This window comes from Janthinobacterium sp. SUN128, from assembly GCF_030587275.1.
Lineage (GTDB): Bacteria > Pseudomonadota > Gammaproteobacteria > Burkholderiales > Burkholderiaceae_D > Janthinobacterium > Janthinobacterium lividum.
This window is the reverse complement of record NZ_JAPWHY010000002.1, coordinates 209,209-226,708: the sequence shown is the minus strand read 5'-3', so window position 1 is coordinate 226,708 and position 17,500 is coordinate 209,209. Positions and strand designations below refer to the sequence as shown.

Here is a 17,500-nt window from a genome sequence, read left to right as displayed (position 1 = left end):
GGGCCACGGCGATGGATGTCATGGATACCACGCGCCGCCGTACCCTGCCGCGCGGCGGGCTCTCGCTGCCCTGTATCGGCATGGGTTGCGCGCCGCTGGGCGGCCTGTACCAGCCGGTCAGCGACGCGCAGGCGCGCGCCACCCTCGATGGCGCCTGGGACGCCGGCGTGCGTTTCTTCGACACGGCGCCGTTCTACGGCTACACCCGGTCCGAACACCGTCTCGGCGCGGCGCTGCGCGGGCGGCCCCGCGATCATTTTGTTGTCAGCACCAAGGTGGGACGGCTGATGCGGCCCGACGCCTCCGTGCGCCCAGGCGATGACGGTTTTGCCGCGCCGCTGCCGTTCCGCCCCCATTACGACTACACGTATGACGGCGTGCTGCGTTCGCACGACGACAGCTTGCAGCGGCTGGGGCTCGATCGCATCGACATCCTGTTCGTGCACGATATCGGCAAGGCCACGCATGGCGAACGCGATCAGCACTACTGGCGCCAGCTGACGTCCGGCGGCGGCTTTCGCGCCCTTGATGAACTGCGCGCCAGCGGCCAGGTGAAAGCCGTGGGCCTCGGTGTCAACGAATGCAAGATCGTGCTGCGCGCGATGGTGGAATTCGACCTCGATTGCACCCTGCTGGCCGGCCGCTACACCTTGCTGGAACAGGCCTCGCTGTCGCCATTGCTGGACGCCTGCGTGGAGCGCGGCAACGCCATCGTGATCGGCGGCCCGTTCAACTCGGGCGTGCTGGCCGGGAACGGCAAATTCAATTACGCCGATGCGCCGGCCGCGATACTCAAGCGGGTGGCGCGCCTGGACGCCGTCTGCCGTGACTTTGGCGTGCCTTTGCAAGCTGCCGCGCTGCAGTTTCCGCTCGCCCATCCCGCCGTCGCTTCCTGCATCCCGGGCGGCCAGGACCTGGCGCAGCTGCGGCAAAATCTGGACTGGTTCGCCACGCCGCTGCCCGATGCCCTGTGGCTGGCGCTGCGGGACGCGGACTTGCTCGATGCGCGCGCGCCGCTGCCTGCGGGAGTGGCCGCATGATGCGCGTCGACGCCCACCAGCACTTCTGGCAGCTGGCCGCGCGTGCCGGCAGCTGGCCGCCGCCATCCCTGGCCGCCATCCACCGCGATTTTGCGCCCGCCGACCTGACGCCCCTGCTGGCTGCGCACGGCATCGCCGGCACAGTGCTGGTGCAGTCGCTGCCGTCCGAAGACGATACGCACTGGCTGCTGGCGCTCTCCGAAGAAAGCGGCTTTATCCGCGCCGTCGTGGGCTGGACGGAGCTGCGGGCGCTTGACGCGCCGGCCAATATCGCCCGCCTGGCGTCGCACGGCAAGCTCAAAGGCTTGCGTCCCATGCTGCAGGATCTCGATGACGATGCATGGATCGCCGATCCCGCGCTGGCGCCAGCTTTGAACGCCATGGTGGAACACGGTTTGCGACTGGACGCGCTGGTGCTGCCGCGCCACCTGCCCGCGCTGCTGCAATGCGCGCGCGACTATCCGCGGCTTCCCATCGTGATCGACCATGCGGCCAAGCCGCCGATAGCCGATGCCGCCTTCGGCACCTGGCGCGAAGACATGGCGCAGCTGGCCGCGCTGCCGAACGTGCATTGCAAGCTGTCCGGGCTGGTGACGGAAGCGCGGCCCGGCTGGTGCGTGGACGATTTGCGTCCCTATGCCGCACATGTGCTGCAAGTATTCGGCCCCCGGCGCGTGATCTGGGGCAGCGACTGGCCCGTGGTGGACCTGGCCGGCGGCTATGCGGCGTGGCTGGCCGCCAGCGAAGCGCTGCTGGCGCATCTGGGGCAAGCGGACAGGAACGATATCTTTGGCCTCAACGCACTGCGCTTTTACGGTATCAACGAGGAAACGCCATGAAAAGAATGGGCATGCTCATCGGCATCGCGCCGGAGCGTATCGCCGAATACAAAACCCTGCACGCCGCCGTCTGGCCGCAGGTGCTGGCCAAACTGGCAGCCGCGCATGTCAGCAATTATTCGATCTTCCTGCGCCAGCCGGAAAACCTGCTGTTCGGTTACTGGGAATACCACGGCGAGGACTTCGAAGCCGACATGGCGGCCATCGCCGCCGACCCCGAAACGCAGCGCTGGTGGACCTTTTGCGCCCCGTGCCAGCAGCCGCTGGCCTCGCGCGCCGAAGGCGAGCACTGGGCGATGATGGAACAGGTTTTTCATATGGATTAGTCGTAGACCCCAAAGCGAAGACCGGGGTCAGACCCTGAGGGGCTGACCCCGACAGTTCAGGTGTTGGGGTAATCAATATAAAACAAAGGAGACAACATGACCGCCAGACTACAAGGCAAAATCGCCCTGCTCACCGCCGCCGGCCAGGGCATCGGCCGCGCCACGGCCGAAGCGTTCGTGCGCGAAGGCGCCACCGTGATCGCCACCGATATCAACCAGTCCCAGCTCGACGCGCTGAAGGAGGCGACTGGTTGCGCCATCCGCCGGCTCGACGTGACCGATGGCGCGGCGATCGCCGCGCTGGCCGACGAGATCGGCTCCGTCGATATCCTGTTCAACTGCGCCGGCTTCGTCGACGGCGGCACCATCCTCGACTGCGACGATGCGGCCTGGGACCGTTCCTTCGATATCAACGCGCGCTCCATGTACCGGCTGATGCGCGCCGTGCTGCCCGGCATGCTGGCCAGGGGCGCCGGCTCCATCGTCAATATGTCGTCCGTGGCGTCCAGCGTGAAGGGCGCGCCGAACCGCTTTATCTACGGTACCTCGAAGGCGGCCGTGGTGGGCATGACGAAATCGGTGGCGGCGGACTTTGTCACGCGCGGCATCCGCTGCAATGCGATCTGCCCCGGCACCATCGAATCGCCTTCGCTGAAGGAACGCATTGCCGCGCAGGCGGCAGCGACGGGCGTGAGCATCGATGAAGTGCAAGCCGCTTTCGTGGCACGCCAGCCGATGGGAAGAGTGGGCAGGGCAGAGGAAATCGCCGCCCTGGCCGTCTATCTGGCTTCCGACGAATCCGCCTTTACCACCGGCATGGTCCATGTGATCGACGGTGGCTGGTCAAATTAATCACTACAACGAGAGAACCCCATGAAACTGATGCGTTATGGCGCCAAGGGCGCTGAAAAACCTGCCTTGATCGATGCTGACGGCGCCGTGCGCGACCTCTCCGGCGTGCTGTCGGATATCACGGGTGCGACCCTGGGCAAGGATGGCCTGGCGACCCTGGCCGCCATCGATATCGCCAGCCTGCCGGTGGTGGACCATCCCGGCCGCATCGCGCCGCCGTGGAAAGGCGTGGGCAAATTTTTGTGCGTGGGCTTGAACTATGCCGACCATGCTGCCGAATCGGGCATGGCCGTGCCGGCCGAACCGGTGCTGTTCATGAAAGCCACCAGCGCCATCATCGGCGCCAACGATGCCGTGGTGATGCCGCAGGACTCGAAGAAAAGCGACTGGGAAGTGGAACTGGGCGTGGTGATCGGCACCACCGCGCGCTATGTGAGCGAAGCGGATGCGCTGTCGCACGTGGCCGGCTACTGCGTCGTCAATGACTTGTCCGAACGCGAGTATCAACTGGAGCGTGGCGGCCAGTGGGACAAGGGCAAGGGCTGCGATACCTTCGGCCCGATCGGCCCCTGGCTGGTGACCTCCGACGAAGTGGCGGACCCGCAAAACCTGGGCCTGTGGCTGGAAGTGAACGGCAAGCGTGTGCAGGACGGCAATACCAGGACGATGGTCTTCGGCGTGGCCAATCTGGTCAGCTATATCAGCCGCTTCATGACCCTGTACCCGGGCGACATCATCAGCACCGGCACGCCACCGGGCGTGGGCATGGGCCAGAAACCGTCGGCCGTGTACCTGAAGCCGGGCGACACCATGCGCCTGGGGATCAACGGCCTCGGTGAGCAGAACCAGACCGTGCATGCCTGGAATCCGCAACTGATCGACAGTTAATGAAGTAGCAGACCGGCGTGCCGCCAAGGTGCTCAGACATCGGCGCGCCGGCCTATGGCAGTGGAGTGGAGGAGACACACCATGAATGAATCCGAAGAGATACTGGCGCTGAACAAGGTCAGCAAGCGCTTTCCCGGCGTGCTGGCGCTCGACAACGTCAGTTTCAGCCTGCGCAAGGGCGAGGCGCATGCGCTGTGCGGCGAAAACGGCGCCGGCAAGTCCACCCTGATGAAGGTGATGAGCGGCGTGTACCAGGCCGACGAGGGGGAACTGGTCTACAAGGGCAAGGTATGCAGTTTTGCCTGCAGCGTGGATGCGGAGGCGGCAGGCATCGCCATCATCCACCAGGAATTGAATTTGATCCCGCACCTGAGCGTGGCGGAGAATATTTTCCTCGCGCGCGAACCGGTGCGCGGCATCTTCATCGACCGCAAAAAAATGCGTGCCGACGCGCAGGCGCTGCTGGACCGTTTGAAACTGCGCATCGACCCGCGCCAGCTGGTCAAGAACCTGTCGTGCGCGCAGCAGCAGATGGTGGAAATCGCCAAGGCCCTGTCGCTCAATACGGAAGTGCTGATCATGGACGAACCCACGTCGTCGCTGACGGAAAGCGAGACGGGCCAGCTGTTCGACATCATCAATGAACTCAAGCGCAACGGCGTGAGCGTGGTCTACATCTCGCACCGCCTGGAAGAGATGCAGCACATCATCGACAGGGTGACGGTGCTGCGCGACGGGAAATTCGTCTGCACCGACGATTTTGCCGCCACGAGCCTGGATGCCATCGTGGCCAAGATGGTGGGCCGCACCCTCGATGAAAAATTTCCCGACCGCGTCTCGACGCCGACCGCTGACGTGCTGCTGCGCGTGACCGATTTGCATCGCAAGGATGTCTTCGGCCCGCTGAGCTTTGATTTGCGGCGCGGCGAGATCCTCGGCTTTTCCGGCCTGATGGGCGCGGGGCGCACGGAAGTGGCGCGCGCCATCTTCGGCGCCGATCCCCTCACCGGCGGCGCGATCCACCTGGGCGATATGGCTGTGACGATCGCCAGCCCCATCGACGCCATCGGACACGGCATCGCCTACCTGTCGGAAGACCGCAAGAGCCACGGCCTGGCGATCCGCATGTCGGTGGCGGCCAACCTCACCCTGACCAATGTATCGGGGCTGGCGAACCGTTTCGGCTTCATCGATTTCGCCAGGGAAGAAGCGGTGGCGCAGCAGTACATCGCGGCGCTGGGCATCAAGACGCCGACCTCGAAACAGATCGCGCGCAACCTCTCGGGCGGCAACCAGCAAAAGATCGTCATCAGCAAATGGCTGTACCGCGAATCGAAAATCATCTTCTTCGACGAACCCACGCGCGGCATCGACGTGGGGGCCAAGTTCGCCATCTACCAGCTGCTCGACAAGCTCGCGTCGGAAGGCATCGGCGTGGTGCTGATCACATCCGAGCTGCCCGAGATCATGGGCATGACGGACCGGGTGGCCGTGTTCCATGAAGGGCGCATCAGCGGCATCGTCAATACGCGCGAGTCGTCGCAGGAAGAGATCATGCAACTGGCGTCGGGGCGCGTAGCCAGTCCCGCACCTGGCCAGGCGGCAGCCCATTAAAAACAGAAAGCTTAAAAAAAATGAATAAAGAACTGATACAAAAATTCGCCGCGCTGGGCAGCCTGTCGCTGTTGCTGCTGGTGTTTTCCCTGACCAGCAACGCCTTTTTCTCCGTCAGCAACGGCATGAGCGTGGCCTTGCAGGTGACATCGATCGCCTACCTGGGCATTGCCGCCACCTGCGTCATCATCACGGGCGGCATCGACCTGAGTTCCGGCTCCGTACTGGCGCTGGCCGGCGTGGCCGCCGCGCTGCTCGTCAAGAGCGGCGTGCCCGTGCCGCTCGCCATGCTGGGCGGCGTCGTGGTGGGCGCTATGTGCGGCGCCGTCAACGGCTTTTGCATCACGCAATTGAAACTGCCTCCCTTCATCGCCACCCTGGGCATGATGCTGATCGCCCGTGGCCTGGCGCTGCAGGTGACGGGCGCGCGCGCCATTTCCGGCCTCGGCGACTCGTTCGGCGAACTGGGCAACGGCGTGCTGTGGCGCATCGAGCGCGACACGGGCGGCACCTTTCCCGAAGTCGTCTTCCCTGGCATTCCGTATCCGGTGGTGCTGATGGTGGTGATCGCCGTGGCCGTGTCCATCATGCTCAGCCGCACCACCTTTGGCCGGCATATCTATGCCGTCGGTTCGAATGCGGAAGCGGCGCGCCTGTCGGGCGTGAAGGTGGGGCGCGTGACCCTGCTGGTGTACACCTTGTCCGGTGCCCTGTCTGGCCTGACGGGCTGCGTGCTGATGTCGCGCCTGGTGACGGCGCAGCCGAACGAGGGTGTGATGTACGAACTCGATGCGATCGCCAGCGCCGTGATCGGCGGCGCCTCGCTGATCGGCGGCATCGGCACCATTTCCGGCACCGTCATCGGTTCCTTCGTCATCGGCATCCTGCGCAACGGCTTGAACATGAACGGGGTTTCGAGCTTTATCCAGCAAATCATTATCGGACTGGTCATCCTGCTGACCGTCTGGATCGATCAGAAGCGCAACCGCGCCTGAGGCAGTGCAGCAACGCAGTCTTACCTATAAATCTATAATTAAATGAGGACGACAATGAAAACCATCCAAGCCTTCAACACCATCCTGTTCGGTCTGTCGACCGCAGCATTTTCCCTGAGCTCCAGCGCCGCCTTCGCCGCCCCGGGCGAGATCGCCGTGATCGTCAAGACGACCAATTCCAACTACTGGCAAAACGTCAAGAAGGGCGCCACGGCCAGCGCCGCCGATGCCAAGGGCTACAGCCTGACCTTCCAGGGGCCGGCCTCGGAATCGGCCATCGCCGACCAGGTCAGCATGGTGGAAAATGCCGTCACGCGCAAAGTGGCCGGCATCGTGCTGGCCGCGTCCGACCCGGACGCGCTGGTGCCGGCCCTGAAGAAGGCGTGGGAAGCGAAGATTCCCGTGGTGCTGATCGATTCGCTGGTGGCCGACAGCGGCAAGCGCTATTACCAGTCCTTCCTCTCGACCGACAATGAAGCGGCCGGCGAGCAAAGCGCCAAGGCCCTCATTTCGCAGGTCGGCAAGACGGGCAAGATCGCCGTGATGTCGTATGTGGCGGGCGCCGGTTCCGAAACGGGCAGGGTGGGCGGCTTCAAGCGCTATATCGAAAAGAACTCGCAGCTGCAGATCGTCGGCACGTATTACTCGCAGTCGCAGATGGCCACGGCGCTGAACCAGACGACCGACGTGCTGGCCTCCAATCCGGACTTGAAGGGCATCTTCGGCGCCAATGAACCGACGGCCGTGGGCATGGGCCGCGCCATCGCGCAGGCGGGCAAGGCCGGCAAGGTGATCGCCGTGGGCTTCGACGGCAATGAAGACCTGAAAAACTTCGTCAAGGACGGCACCCTGTATGCGACCGCCGTGCAAGGCTCGTACTCGATGGGCGCGCTGGGCGTGAAAACCCTCGTCAGCCTGATCGAAGGCAAGAAGGTCGCGCCGTTCGTCAACACGGGCGTGGTGATCGTCACCAAGGCCAATGTCGAACTGCCGGAAGCGAAGAACGTGTTGTACTGATTTTTCACGTCTTCAGATCCTCAGATCGTCAGGCGCTGGCGCAACTCCTGCAGCAGGGTGCCCGTCTTCGGCGTCAACTGGCGCGCCAGCGGCCATGCCAGATACAACGGCAGGCCTGGCGTGGCCAGCTGCGGCAGCACGGCGACGATGGCGCCTGACGCCAGGTGTTCTTCCACCAGCCACGTGGCCAGCTGCGCCACGCCCAAGCCCGCCAGCACGGCGGACGTGCGCGCCTCGGCGTCGCCCACCGTCATGCGCGGCGCGGCCACGCGGTATTCCAGCTGGCCGCCCTTGTCCTCATCCGGGAACAGCCACGGCATGGGCGAGCCGTCGCCACGGCCATAGGCGATGCAGTCGTGCCGCTCCAGCTCTCCGATGGCGGCGGGCGTGCCGCGCCGCGCCAGGTAGGCGGGCGCCGCGCACAGGATCAGGCGTTCCGCCCCCAGCTGCATCTGGCCCAGCGCGGCGGGCCAGTGCGATGGCGCGCCGATGCGCACGGCGATATCGATGCGCTCTTCGAACAGGTCGACGAAGCGGTCGCTGAAGGCGATCGATGGCTGCAGCCCGGGATATTGCGCGCACAGGGCCAGCAGCGCCGGCATGACGCGCAGGCGGCCGTACGAGGCGGGCACGCCGATGCGCACCTTGCCCGCCAGTTCCGTCGCGTGTTCGGCCAGGACGTCTTCCGCATCGGCCAGTTCCTGCAGCACGCGCTTGCAGGTGGCGTAGTAGGCGCGACCCGCCTCGCTCAATTTCAGGCGGCGCGTGCTGCGCTCGAACAGGATCACGCCCAGCCGCTCCTCCAGCCGCGCCACGCTCTTGCTGACGGCTGAACTGCTCAGGTGCAGGTGCTCGGCCGCCCTCGTAAAGCTGCCAGCATCCGCCGTGGCGAGAAATGGCGTGATGCCCTTCAAATGTTCCGATGAAAACATGATTGAGGAATTTTATTCACGAATAGAGTGAAATAGTATCCCGGATAAGAATTCCTGTCCGATATATCATGATTTTCTTTATACAGGCATGGGAGTACGCATGAACAAGCACGCATTGATTATCGGCGCCAGCGGCGTTATCGGCAGCAGCCTGGCCACGCACTTGCTGGCGCAGGGCTGGCAGGTGACGGGCGTCTCGCGCGGCCGCACGCCAGTCCCCGCAGGCTGCGCATGCTTGCCGCTCGATGCCACGGACGGTGCGGCCGTCACCGCCGCCCTGGCGGGCTTTGACGCCAGCCACGTCTTTTTCACGGCCTGGGCACGCCAGGCAAACGAGCAGGAAAACATCCGCGTCAATGGCGCCATGGTGGCCAATGTGCTGGCTGCCCTGGGCCCCACTGGCCACTTGCGCCATGCGGCGCTGGTGACGGGCCTCAAGCATTACCTGGGACCGTTCGATGCCTATGGCAAGGGCAGCGTTCCCGTCACGCCGTTCCGTGAAGAGCAGGGCCGCCAGGACGTTGATAATTTTTACTATGAGCAGGAAGACCGGCTGTTCGACGCGGCCGCGCAGTACGGTTTTACGTGGAGCGTGCACCGCCCGCACACCATCATCGGCTACGCGCTGGGCAATGCCATGAACATGGGATTAACTTTGGCCGTGTATGCGAATCTGTGCAAGGCCGGCGGCCAGCCCTTCGTCTTTCCCGGCTCAAGCGCCCAATGGCACGGCTTGTCCGACATGACGGACGCGGGCCAGATCGCGCGCCACCTGGCATGGGCGGCCGACAGTCCCGCCGCGCGCAACGAAGACTTCAATATCGTCAATGGCGATGTATTCCGCTGGAAGTGGCTGTGGCCGCGCCTGGCCGCCTACTTTGGCGTCGAGGCGGCGGACTTGCCCGGGACGATGGCGCCCCTGGCCGGGCGCATGCAGGACGCGCCCGCGCAGTGGCGCGCCATCGCGCAGCAGCACGGCCTGGTGGAAGCCGACATCAGCCGCCTCGCTTCCTGGTGGCATACGGATGCCGACCTGGGACGGCCGATGGAAGTGATGACGGACATGGGCAAGAGCCGCAAGGCGGGTTTTCTCGATTACCAAGATACGCAGGATGCCTTCATCGCCCTGTTCGAGCGCCTGAAGGCGGAGCGCGTCATTCCGCGCTGACCTGCTCCGCTGCGGCCGGTGGCGCGGCTGCCGCTGCCGCCGCCGCATTTGCCCTATGCTGCTGCGCCCGTTGCCACTCAAGGCCCGGGCGGTCGACGCGGAATTGCAGCAGCCGTCCCTGCACCACTTCCGTCACGTACGCCGTGCGGCCATCGGGGCCGCCGAAGGTGATGTTACTCGGCTTGGCGCCGGGCACGCTGATCTCACGCAGGATGCGCCCCTGTGGCGACAGTTTCACCACGCTGCCCTTGCCATAGCGCGTCACGTACAGGTTGCCGTCGACATCCACGCGCATGCCATCCATGCCGAAATCGTCGAACTTGATCAGCAGGCGCTTGCCGCTCAGGCTGCCGTCCGCGCCGATGTCATACATCCAGATATTGCGCTGCACACTTTCATTCACATACAAGATCTTGCCATCGGGACTGACCTCGATGCCGTTGGCCGTACCCATGGTGTCGAGCGCCAGGGTCACCGTGCCATCGGCCGCGATGCGCCACACGCGGCCCGTGTTTTCTTTCCAGTTCGGGTCGCTCGCATACAGCACGTCGTCCTGCGTGATGGCGATATCGTTCGGCTGCGTCATGCGCGGCTCGCGCGCGTGGATGGTCAGCGCGCGCGTGGCCGGATCGACAAGGTAGATCGTGTGTTCCATGTAGTCGGCCAAATACATCTGCCCGCGGCTGCCGAAGCGGATGCCGTTGGCGATGCTGGTGCCGGGCAGGCTCAGGTACACCTCGCCCATGCCGCCGGGGCTGACCTTGCCGATGGTCTGCTGGCGCGCAAAGTTGACGGCATAGATATTGCCATCCGCATCCACGGCCGGGCCTTCGATGCCCTTGGTGAAGGAGTGCGCGGGCGTGAGGGTGGTGGCGAGGAACAGCGTTTCGTGCGCGGGCGGGCTGGCGCAGGCGGACAGGTTGGCCAGCGCGGCGGCCAGCACGGCCGTGCGCAGCGACGGCAGGGCGTATCGGGAATGGGGCATCGAGTGTTCTCTGTATGGCAAAGGTGGGGTATGTTACCCGACGCGCGCCGACGCAGGCGCCGGGCTAGGTTGCCACCTAGGCCGCCACCACGACGAGGTCGGGGAAGTCGTCCTGCCAGCCGTCCCATTCGTCTTGCAGATGGGCGTGCATGCCGGCTCGGTCTTGCGCCTGATCAAAGGTGTCCGCGCTGGCCAGCAGAAAATGGGCGATGGCGCGCAGGGTGGCCGGGTCGGCCTGTATGGTGACGTCGGAACAGCGTTTGGGGCGTTCTGCGGCTTCGTCCTGCAGATAGCAGTGCAGCGATAAATGTGTGGTCATGGGTATCAATTGTTGATGTAGGCGCCCAGCATGGCGTGTGGGTTCAGTACGGCGCGGGCGGCGTCCAGTTCCTCGTTCGATAAAAACCAGTGGATCCGCCCATGCTTCTCTTCGCTGCGGCCATGGGCTTGCATGCTCTGGCGCAATGCCTGCAGTCTTGGCGGCGGCAGCGCAGCCAGTTTTCCGTGGTTGAAGATATTGACGGGATATACATCGCGCAGGTGCGAAGCTTGCAGCCCGCGCCGCTTGATGGCGGCCCAGTTATTTGCGGGGCAAGGATTGCCAAAGGTCATCGGATGGGCTGCATCGAGCTGCCGGTAGCCGCGTGCGTAGCCGGTGCCGTAGCCCAGGGTTTCACTATAGCCGTACACATACTCGCAATGATCCAGCAAGCCGGGTATGCTTGCCGCGCCGTCGAACAGCTGTTGCAACGGCAGCTTGCTGGCGCGCATCGCCAGCAGCAGCGAAACTGTCGGCTCATACACGGCGAGCGCGTCGCAGTTCGTGACCTCGTCGGCCTCGTCGGGCGGCAAGATCCGAGGTGAAAACAACTCGATGCTGCTGGTATCGGGCGCCAACAGGGTTTTCTCGTAGTTTCGCTGCGAAAACTTGACGACCTTACCGCTCTTGCTGCCGTAGCGCTCGACGGGTTCGCCGATGTGCGCGAACCAGGCGAACAGCTGCGCGCTGGCCGCGGCGGGAATGAAGGGACTATCCTTGGTGAATTCGCCGACGAGGAAATGGTATTGGTCCATAGGGCAATGCGCGGGGAGGGTATCGAAGCACATATTTTTGCACGGGATGCCAAACGCTGCCAATGCGTGCGTGCGGGCCATATCAAGCGGCCTGATGCGTATGTATTTGATTTAAATGAAATTCGGGCCGCATTGCGGTTACACTAAGTCTGGCTATACTGCAATGACAGCCGTGGTTCTGGTTCACGGCGGCGCTGGCAATCCCACGGAGGCCTCATGTCTTATGCGAATCCCACCACCCATAACGGGTTCCTGATCTCGGCCTACGCCTGCGAACTGCCCGAGGGGTGCTGGCAGGGACAGTTGGTGCTGAGCAAGTGCGGCTTTGAAGATGTCCGGCAAGCCAATCTGGAAAATCGCGATACGCAGCACGAAGCGGAGCAATCTGCCCTGGCCATGGGCTGGCAGCTGGCCAATTACGTGCTACCCCTGCGCACTGTTGACGATAAGTAATCTAATGCTTTCATTTAGTAAGGGAAATAGAGTATCGTGTTCGGATAGAAAGCAATACACCGTATGCAGCAATAGAGCTGGCGTGCGCGGCGATGTCTGAGTGAACGCCGCGGAACGAAGAGTTGTCCTTGAGGCCGGCCCCCACAGGCCGTACACCGTCACCATGCACCACACAGCACTCTCGCCGGATCCTGAGGATGCGCCCGCCCAGCAGTTGCCCTCCGAGCACAATCTGCATGCCTTGCATAGCCGTGAGGTCAAGCTGCTGCGCGAGACGATCAATCAATTGTTGATCATGGCCAAGATGCAGGTGCAGGAAAAGGATAAATCCGACGCCTTCGGCCTGCTGATCATGCAGTTGCGCGAAGCCAATCAAAACCTCGTGCTGGCAACGTTTGGCGCGCAGGACATGCAAGCGTCCGCCGAGGCGACCACCTTGCGCCAGACGGAATTCCTGGCCATGCTCGCGCATGAGTTGCGCAATCCCCTCCAGCCGCTGGCGATGGCCAATGACTTGCTGGCCAAGAAGGTCGACCTCGATCCCCAACTGGCGCACGTGCATGGCGTGATCGGCCGCCAGGTGGCGCACATGGCGCGGCTGATCGACGACTTGCTCGATGCTTCGCGCGTCAGCAGCGGGAAGATTACCTTGCAGCTGGCGCCCATCCTGCTGAGCGACATCCTCGCCAGCGCCATGGAAGTTGGCCAGGCCAGCATCAGCCAACGCCAGCAAGTGCTGAGCGTGAGCCTGCCGGACGAACCGCTGGTGATCGAAGGGGACCTGGTACGTCTGACACAGGTGTTTGCCAACTTGCTCATCAATGCCAGCAAATTCACGCACGAGTTTGGCCACATCGACATCGTCGTCAGGCGCCACGATAATCTGGTGGAAATTGCCGTCACCGACGATGGCGCCGGTATCGCCCTCGATATCCAGCCCTTCATTTTTGACCTGTTTACGCAGGGATTCCGCTCGCTGGAACGGGCGCAGGGCGGCCTGGGTATCGGCCTGTCGCTGGTGCGGATCATTACCCAGCTGCATGGGGGAACCGTGGACGTGTTCAGCGCAGGGGTAGGCTTCGGCAGCCAGTTTGTCTTGCAGCTGCCCCTGTCGTCGCTGGCGCCGCCGTCGCAGGAATTGCAAGTGGAGCATGCGGCGCATGCATCGCCACGCCGCATATTGTTGATCGAGGATAATACCGATGCGGCGGAACTGCTGGCGCTGCTGCTGACGCAGGATGGCCACCATGTCGACGTGCGCAATGACGGTCCCAGTGGCTTGCGCGCCGCGCTCGATGCGCCCTACGATGTGATCGTATGCGATATCGGCTTGCCGGGCATGGATGGCTTTCAAGTCATCAGTTCTGCACGCGCTGCCCTGCTGCCGCCGCTGCCGTGCTTTGTCGCCGCGTCCGGATACAGCCAGCTTGGCGAGTTCGACCGTGCCGGCCAGGCAGGGTTTGACCATTACCTGGTAAAGCCCATCAATATCGACGCTTTGTCGAAAATAATCACGGCAAAGGTTACCCGCTGACGGGCGAAGGAGTCCTGATGCTTTTTTTTAACATGGTCCATGCACCGAAAACCGCAGAGAAAAGATCCGATTATGGCCACAGTCCATGAACAGCGGCAGCGCAAGATAGAGCACGCGCTGTTACGCGACCCAGGTGCGGTGGTAGACGTCAGTATTCGCCTTTGGGAGCAGCTGGCCACTGAGTTGAATCAGATCATTGGTGAGCGGGGCGTGGAGTCGATGTATGCCCGCAGCCTGCACCAGAGTCAGAAACAGTTCAACTGGCTGACGCCCCATCCGCCGCAAGCGCTGGAAGCTGCGATGAGAGCCTTGCGCGCCAGCTTGCAGGGACAGGCGGACACCGCCGCCTGCGCGGCGAGTACGGCGATGATGATGCACTTCATCAACACCCTTATTTTATTAATTGGCGAACTCTTAACGAATAGCATCCTCCTCAAGGCCTGGGGTGATGACGTTGTGAATAATGCTGGAACGGAGCCGAACGAATGAACAAAGTCACCATCCAACGCCTGGCCACTGGCGTGCCGGGGCTGGACGAACTGCTGGGCGGCGGAATACCGGAGTTTTCCTTCAACCTGGTAGCGGGCACGCCCGGCAGCGGCAAGACGACGCTGGCGCACCAGATCATGTTTTCCCTCGCCACGCCGGAGCGCAAGGCGCTGTTTTTCACGGTCCTGGGCGAACCACCGCTGAAGATGCTGCGCTATCAGCAGCAGTTTCCTTTCTTCGATGTGGACAAGATCAACCAGTCGATCAAGTTCGTTAATCTGTCGGCTGACTTGCTGGAGGGCGATTTCGACCGCGTGCTGGCGCGCATCGCCGAAGAGGTCGAGGCGTTCTCGCCCAGCCTCGTCTTCGTCGACTCCTTCCGTTCCGTGGTGCAGTCGGCAAAGTCCATGGACACGGGCGCTGCCGGCCTGCAGAATTTTGTGCAGCAGCTGGGCGCGCAAATGACCAGCTGGCTGGCCACGACTTTCCTGATCGGCGAATACCTGGCGCCCGAGGCTGAGTCCAGCGCCGTGTTCACGGTCGCCGATGGCATCCTGTGGCTGTCGCAGCTCGTGCACCGCGACGCCATGGTGCGCAAGATCCAGGTGGTCAAGATGCGCGGCCAGTCACAAAGCCTGGGCGCGCATACCTTCCGCATCAATGACGATGGCGTGGAAATCTTTTCCCGCGCCGTGCTGAAGGCCAGTGGCACGGGAAAGGTCAGCATTTCCGGTAATGAGCGCCTGTCGCTGGGCGTGCCGGAGCTCGACCAGATGATGGGGGGCGGCTTGCCGGCCGGCTATTCGCTGCTGCTGGTGGGGCCGTCAGGTTCCGGCAAGACCGTGCTGGCCACCCAATTTCTCGCGGAAGGCGTGCGCTGCGGCGAGCCCGGCGTGATCGCCGCCTTCGAGAAAAGCCCGAATCAGCTGCTCAGCCATCAGCTGAATGCCCTCGTCGATTCCGGCCAGATCGGCGTGATCAACACGCGTACGCTCGACCTGTCGCTCGATGAAATCCTGCACGACCTGCTGAGCATGATCACGCGCATGAAGGCCAAGCGCGTGGTCATCGACTCGCTGTCCGGCTTTGAAATGGCGCTGGCGTCCATGTTCCGCGAGGATTTCCGCGAATCGCTGTATCGCCTGGTGGCGGCCTTGACGGACATGGGCGTGTCCGTGCTGATGACGGCCGAGCTGGAAGACCAGTACACCATGCTGCGATTCAGTTCCTATGGCAACGCTTTCCTGGCCGACGCCATCGTCATGCAGCGCTACATCGAACTCGAAGGCCAGTTCAAGCGCGTCGTATCGGTGGTGAAGGTGCGCGGAAGCGGCCACAGCAAGGATATCCGCTTCTACGATATCGACGCCGGGGGCTTGAAGATCGGCGCTACCCTCAGCCAGTACCAGGGCATCCTGTCGGGCGAGCCTTACCGGGCTTAGGCGATGAGGCGTATGATGGAAGTGCGGCCATGCGGGTGATGGCCGTGCGCACAGGGGAGCAATGCGTCTTCTGTGTTTCCGAGCCGATCAAGAGGAGATATGATGGACAAAGCCGAATTCATCCTGGCCGCGAAAGCCATGGAAACGCTGGAGATGTATCAGACCTTCTATGGCCATTCGCAGGAATACCAGGCGCACCAGCAGGAAATATTGAAACTGCTGCGCCACAAGGGGGCCTCCCTGCTGGTGTCGGAACATGGTCCCGCCAAGTTTTTATTGGCGTTTGCCGATGCGCTGGAAGCGGCCAGCTTGCCGGGCGAGTATGTGCCGCTCAGCCGCAGATAGGATAGGCCCGTCCCGGCAGAAGGGGCAGCAAGGAAAGCAGCCCTCTGCCGGGATAGCCCCTAGTTGCCGTTCCCCCTGTCGTTCAACGACACTCTGGGCAGGCGCACGGTAAACACCGTGCCGCTTTCCAGGCTGGACTCGGCGCCGATGGTGCCGCCGTGCGCACTGGCGATTTCACGCGCGATAAACAGACCCAGCCCGATACTGGTGGCATTCGGCGCTTTGTGATCATCGGAAATGGCCAGCTGTACCAGCGGATCGAAAATGCTCTTCAGCGAGGCTTCCGGGATCTGGCGGCCGAAATTCTTGACTTGCACCACGGCCTTATCTGCATCGCCGCAGGCCGTGATGGTCACCGGCTGCTCGTCGGTGCGATATTGCGCAGCATTGTTGAGCAAATTCGAAAACAGCTGGGCCAGGCGGGCCGCATCGAAGTCGCCGATCATCTCGCCCGTGGTGCTCAGTTCAAACTTGCATTGCGGGTGAGCGGCCGAGGCATCCTCGACGGCCGTCTTGCAGATTTCCCCCAGATCGCCCAAGGTGGGCGACATGGGCATGCGTCCCCCCAGCTGCGTCCTGGCGAATTCCAGCAGGTCGTTGACCATGGTTGTCATGGTGGCTGCGCTGCGGGCCACCCGTGCACCGATCTGCAGCGTGGAAGAAGGGCTTGCACTCGGCCGGCTCAGCAGCGCGCCTGCCATCGTCATGGTGCTTAGCGGACTGCGCAGATCGTGGCTGAGGATGGCGAGAAAGGTATTGCGGGTGCGGTCGCTCTGCTGCGAATAGCGTATGGCCGATTCCTGCAGCGCCTTGTCTATCGCTTCATTGAAGCGCAGGATGTCTTCCGTTGCCGTTTTCGACGCCACCGAGACCTGTGCCATCCACAGGCGCAGAACGCTGGCCCGCACCGCGCGAAATTCCGCCGTCAGCTGCGGCATCGTGAAGCCAATCTGCTGGCGCAGGGAACCATGCGTGGCGGCTGCCGTTTCCTTGCCCGTAATTTCCGATACGCCCGTGGTCGATTTCTTCTTTCGCTGTGCCGCGTTTTCGATGACGTCCATGTCGTGCACGATGGTTTCCAGCATCTGCCTGGCATGATCGCGTAATTCTGCTTTTGAGATGGCGGCGCCAGGAATGGGGAGCGACCTGGCGAAGAGTTCCCACTCTTCGAGGATCGGCTCCAGATGGTCGGTAATAAAGCGCGATAGTTTCACGGTGGACCAATGCGTTGATGGAAGAGGAGCCAGTGTACGCCGTTAAGGCGAGGGATGCGGACGATGCACGTGCGCATGCCTTTGCGAGGGCTGTTGCTGGAACGTGTGTGGGTGCTGGAATGGCGGTATTGTAAATAATGGGAGGCTGAAAGCGCCTTCCTTGACGTCCTGGCGGCGAAGGCATTTCACCCAGCAAGTGTGGTAACTTTTTTATATCTTGCTTGTGATAATGTGTGAGCATGTTGTTGCCGATTTGGTGCACACTTTGCCGGATATCCATTCGGGAGTGTATC

The 17,500-nt window shown here is 62.9% G+C and carries 19 protein-coding genes; 14 read left to right on the top strand and 5 right to left on the bottom strand.

Annotated elements, in window-relative coordinates; genetic code table 11:
* Nucleotides 1-20 precede the first annotated feature (20 nt).
* The 8 genes from O3297_RS21010 (at nt 21) to O3297_RS20975 (ending at nt 7,571) form a co-directional block, all read left to right on the top strand.
* Nucleotides 21-1,040 carry an aldo/keto reductase gene (locus O3297_RS21010; RefSeq protein WP_370385436.1) on the top strand — a complete coding sequence of 340 codons (1,020 nt, stop codon included), beginning with the start codon at nt 21-23 and terminating at the stop codon, nt 1,038-1,040.
* Nucleotides 1,037-1,879: an amidohydrolase gene (locus O3297_RS21005; RefSeq protein ID WP_305049929.1), complete on the top strand. Its 843-nt coding sequence runs from the start codon at nt 1,037-1,039 to the stop codon at nt 1,877-1,879. The genes O3297_RS21010 and O3297_RS21005 overlap by 4 nt, the downstream gene beginning before the upstream one ends.
* The gene (locus tag O3297_RS21000; protein WP_099389436.1) at nt 1,876-2,205 is read left to right on the top strand and encodes an L-rhamnose mutarotase; all 330 of its coding nucleotides are present in this window, start codon (nt 1,876-1,878) and stop codon (nt 2,203-2,205) included. Before O3297_RS21005 ends, O3297_RS21000 begins: the two co-directional genes overlap by 4 nt.
* Before the next feature lie 96 nt (nt 2,206-2,301).
* Nucleotides 2,302-3,057, top strand: coding sequence for an SDR family oxidoreductase (locus O3297_RS20995; protein WP_070282603.1), 756 nt, complete (start codon nt 2,302-2,304; stop codon nt 3,055-3,057).
* 21 nt (nt 3,058-3,078) lie between these two features.
* Entirely contained in the window at nt 3,079-3,945 is an 867-nt protein-coding gene (locus O3297_RS20990; RefSeq protein ID WP_305049928.1) for a fumarylacetoacetate hydrolase family protein, read from the top strand.
* Nucleotides 3,946-4,026: 81 nt separating this feature from the next.
* Entirely contained in the window at nt 4,027-5,559 is a 1,533-nt protein-coding gene (locus O3297_RS20985; RefSeq protein WP_305049926.1) for a sugar ABC transporter ATP-binding protein, read from the top strand.
* 20 nt (nt 5,560-5,579) lie between these two features.
* On the top strand, nt 5,580-6,554 hold the full coding sequence (locus O3297_RS20980) for an ABC transporter permease (RefSeq protein WP_052140093.1): 975 nt from the start codon (nt 5,580-5,582) through the stop codon (nt 6,552-6,554).
* Nucleotides 6,555-6,608: 54 nt separating this feature from the next.
* The gene (locus O3297_RS20975) at nt 6,609-7,571 is read left to right on the top strand and encodes an ABC transporter substrate-binding protein (protein WP_305049925.1); all 963 of its coding nucleotides are present in this window, start codon (nt 6,609-6,611) and stop codon (nt 7,569-7,571) included.
* Between the two features lie 20 nt (nt 7,572-7,591).
* Here O3297_RS20975 and O3297_RS20970 read toward each other — a convergent pair whose 3' ends face one another.
* Complete coding sequence (locus tag O3297_RS20970) at nt 7,592-8,503, bottom strand: LysR substrate-binding domain-containing protein (RefSeq protein ID WP_305049923.1); 912 nt, start codon at nt 8,501-8,503, stop codon at nt 7,592-7,594.
* Nucleotides 8,504-8,603: 100 nt separating this feature from the next.
* Between O3297_RS20970 and O3297_RS20965 the strand changes: the two genes are divergently transcribed.
* Entirely contained in the window at nt 8,604-9,671 is a 1,068-nt protein-coding gene (locus O3297_RS20965; RefSeq protein ID WP_305049921.1) for an SDR family oxidoreductase, read from the top strand.
* Here the strand turns inward: O3297_RS20965 and O3297_RS20960 are convergent.
* The 3 genes from O3297_RS20960 to O3297_RS20950 all read right to left on the bottom strand — a co-directional run bounded on the left by O3297_RS20960 (nt 9,658) and on the right by O3297_RS20950 (nt 11,730).
* Nucleotides 9,658-10,656 carry an SMP-30/gluconolactonase/LRE family protein gene (locus O3297_RS20960; RefSeq protein ID WP_305049920.1) on the bottom strand — a complete coding sequence of 333 codons (999 nt, stop codon included), beginning with the start codon at nt 10,654-10,656 and terminating at the stop codon, nt 9,658-9,660. The genes O3297_RS20965 and O3297_RS20960 overlap by 14 nt on opposite strands.
* 76 nt (nt 10,657-10,732) lie before the next feature.
* Nucleotides 10,733-10,975 carry a hypothetical protein gene (locus O3297_RS20955; RefSeq protein ID WP_092611480.1) on the bottom strand — a complete coding sequence of 81 codons (243 nt, stop codon included), beginning with the start codon at nt 10,973-10,975 and terminating at the stop codon, nt 10,733-10,735.
* A gap of 5 nt (nt 10,976-10,980) precedes the next feature.
* Nucleotides 10,981-11,730: a hypothetical protein gene (locus O3297_RS20950; RefSeq protein WP_305049919.1), complete on the bottom strand. Its 750-nt coding sequence runs from the start codon at nt 11,728-11,730 to the stop codon at nt 10,981-10,983.
* Between the two features lie 216 nt (nt 11,731-11,946).
* Between O3297_RS20950 and O3297_RS20945 the strand changes: the two genes are divergently transcribed.
* From O3297_RS20945 to O3297_RS20925, 5 genes are all read left to right on the top strand, one after another.
* On the top strand, nt 11,947-12,183 hold the full coding sequence (locus O3297_RS20945) for a hypothetical protein (RefSeq protein WP_096234241.1): 237 nt from the start codon (nt 11,947-11,949) through the stop codon (nt 12,181-12,183).
* Between the two features lie 163 nt (nt 12,184-12,346).
* A complete protein-coding gene (locus O3297_RS20940; RefSeq protein WP_305049917.1) occupies nt 12,347-13,717 on the top strand; it encodes a hybrid sensor histidine kinase/response regulator in 1,371 nt (456 codons plus the stop codon).
* Between the two features lie 72 nt (nt 13,718-13,789).
* A complete protein-coding gene (locus O3297_RS20935; protein WP_305049915.1) occupies nt 13,790-14,206 on the top strand; it encodes a hypothetical protein in 417 nt (138 codons plus the stop codon).
* The gene (locus O3297_RS20930; protein WP_305049913.1) at nt 14,203-15,648 is read left to right on the top strand and encodes an ATPase domain-containing protein; all 1,446 of its coding nucleotides are present in this window, start codon (nt 14,203-14,205) and stop codon (nt 15,646-15,648) included. Before O3297_RS20935 ends, O3297_RS20930 begins: the two co-directional genes overlap by 4 nt.
* A 99-nt stretch (nt 15,649-15,747) precedes the next feature.
* Nucleotides 15,748-15,993 carry a hypothetical protein gene (locus O3297_RS20925; protein WP_305049912.1) on the top strand — a complete coding sequence of 82 codons (246 nt, stop codon included), beginning with the start codon at nt 15,748-15,750 and terminating at the stop codon, nt 15,991-15,993.
* A 59-nt stretch (nt 15,994-16,052) separates the two neighbouring features.
* Here the strand turns inward: O3297_RS20925 and O3297_RS20920 are convergent, their stop codons facing one another.
* The gene (locus O3297_RS20920) at nt 16,053-17,207 is read right to left on the bottom strand and encodes a sensor histidine kinase KdpD (protein WP_305049911.1); all 1,155 of its coding nucleotides are present in this window, start codon (nt 17,205-17,207) and stop codon (nt 16,053-16,055) included.
* Nucleotides 17,208-17,500: the final 293 nt, after the last annotated feature.

Coding starts and splice junctions, on each gene's coding strand:
- O3297_RS20935 (WP_305049915.1), top strand. CDS start 13,790: ATGGCCACAGTCCATGAACAGCGGCAGCGCAAGATAGAGCACGCGCTG.
- O3297_RS21000 (WP_099389436.1), top strand. CDS start 1,876: ATGAAAAGAATGGGCATGCTCATCGGCATCGCGCCGGAGCGTATCGCC.
- O3297_RS20950 (WP_305049919.1), bottom strand. CDS start 11,730: ATGGACCAATACCATTTCCTCGTCGGCGAATTCACCAAGGATAGTCCC.
- O3297_RS20990 (WP_305049928.1), top strand. CDS start 3,079: ATGAAACTGATGCGTTATGGCGCCAAGGGCGCTGAAAAACCTGCCTTG.
- O3297_RS20960 (WP_305049920.1), bottom strand. CDS start 10,656: ATGCCCCATTCCCGATACGCCCTGCCGTCGCTGCGCACGGCCGTGCTG.
- O3297_RS20970 (WP_305049923.1), bottom strand. CDS start 8,503: ATGTTTTCATCGGAACATTTGAAGGGCATCACGCCATTTCTCGCCACG.
- O3297_RS20995 (WP_070282603.1), top strand. CDS start 2,302: ATGACCGCCAGACTACAAGGCAAAATCGCCCTGCTCACCGCCGCCGGC.
- O3297_RS20955 (WP_092611480.1), bottom strand. CDS start 10,975: ATGACCACACATTTATCGCTGCACTGCTATCTGCAGGACGAAGCCGCA.
- O3297_RS20925 (WP_305049912.1), top strand. CDS start 15,748: ATGATGGACAAAGCCGAATTCATCCTGGCCGCGAAAGCCATGGAAACG.
- O3297_RS20940 (WP_305049917.1), top strand. CDS start 12,347: ATGCACCACACAGCACTCTCGCCGGATCCTGAGGATGCGCCCGCCCAG.
- O3297_RS20980 (WP_052140093.1), top strand. CDS start 5,580: ATGAATAAAGAACTGATACAAAAATTCGCCGCGCTGGGCAGCCTGTCG.
- O3297_RS20945 (WP_096234241.1), top strand. CDS start 11,947: ATGTCTTATGCGAATCCCACCACCCATAACGGGTTCCTGATCTCGGCC.
- O3297_RS20975 (WP_305049925.1), top strand. CDS start 6,609: ATGAAAACCATCCAAGCCTTCAACACCATCCTGTTCGGTCTGTCGACC.
- O3297_RS21010 (WP_370385436.1), top strand. CDS start 21: ATGGATACCACGCGCCGCCGTACCCTGCCGCGCGGCGGGCTCTCGCTG.
- O3297_RS20930 (WP_305049913.1), top strand. CDS start 14,203: ATGAACAAAGTCACCATCCAACGCCTGGCCACTGGCGTGCCGGGGCTG.
- O3297_RS20985 (WP_305049926.1), top strand. CDS start 4,027: ATGAATGAATCCGAAGAGATACTGGCGCTGAACAAGGTCAGCAAGCGC.
- O3297_RS20965 (WP_305049921.1), top strand. CDS start 8,604: ATGAACAAGCACGCATTGATTATCGGCGCCAGCGGCGTTATCGGCAGC.
- O3297_RS21005 (WP_305049929.1), top strand. CDS start 1,037: ATGATGCGCGTCGACGCCCACCAGCACTTCTGGCAGCTGGCCGCGCGT.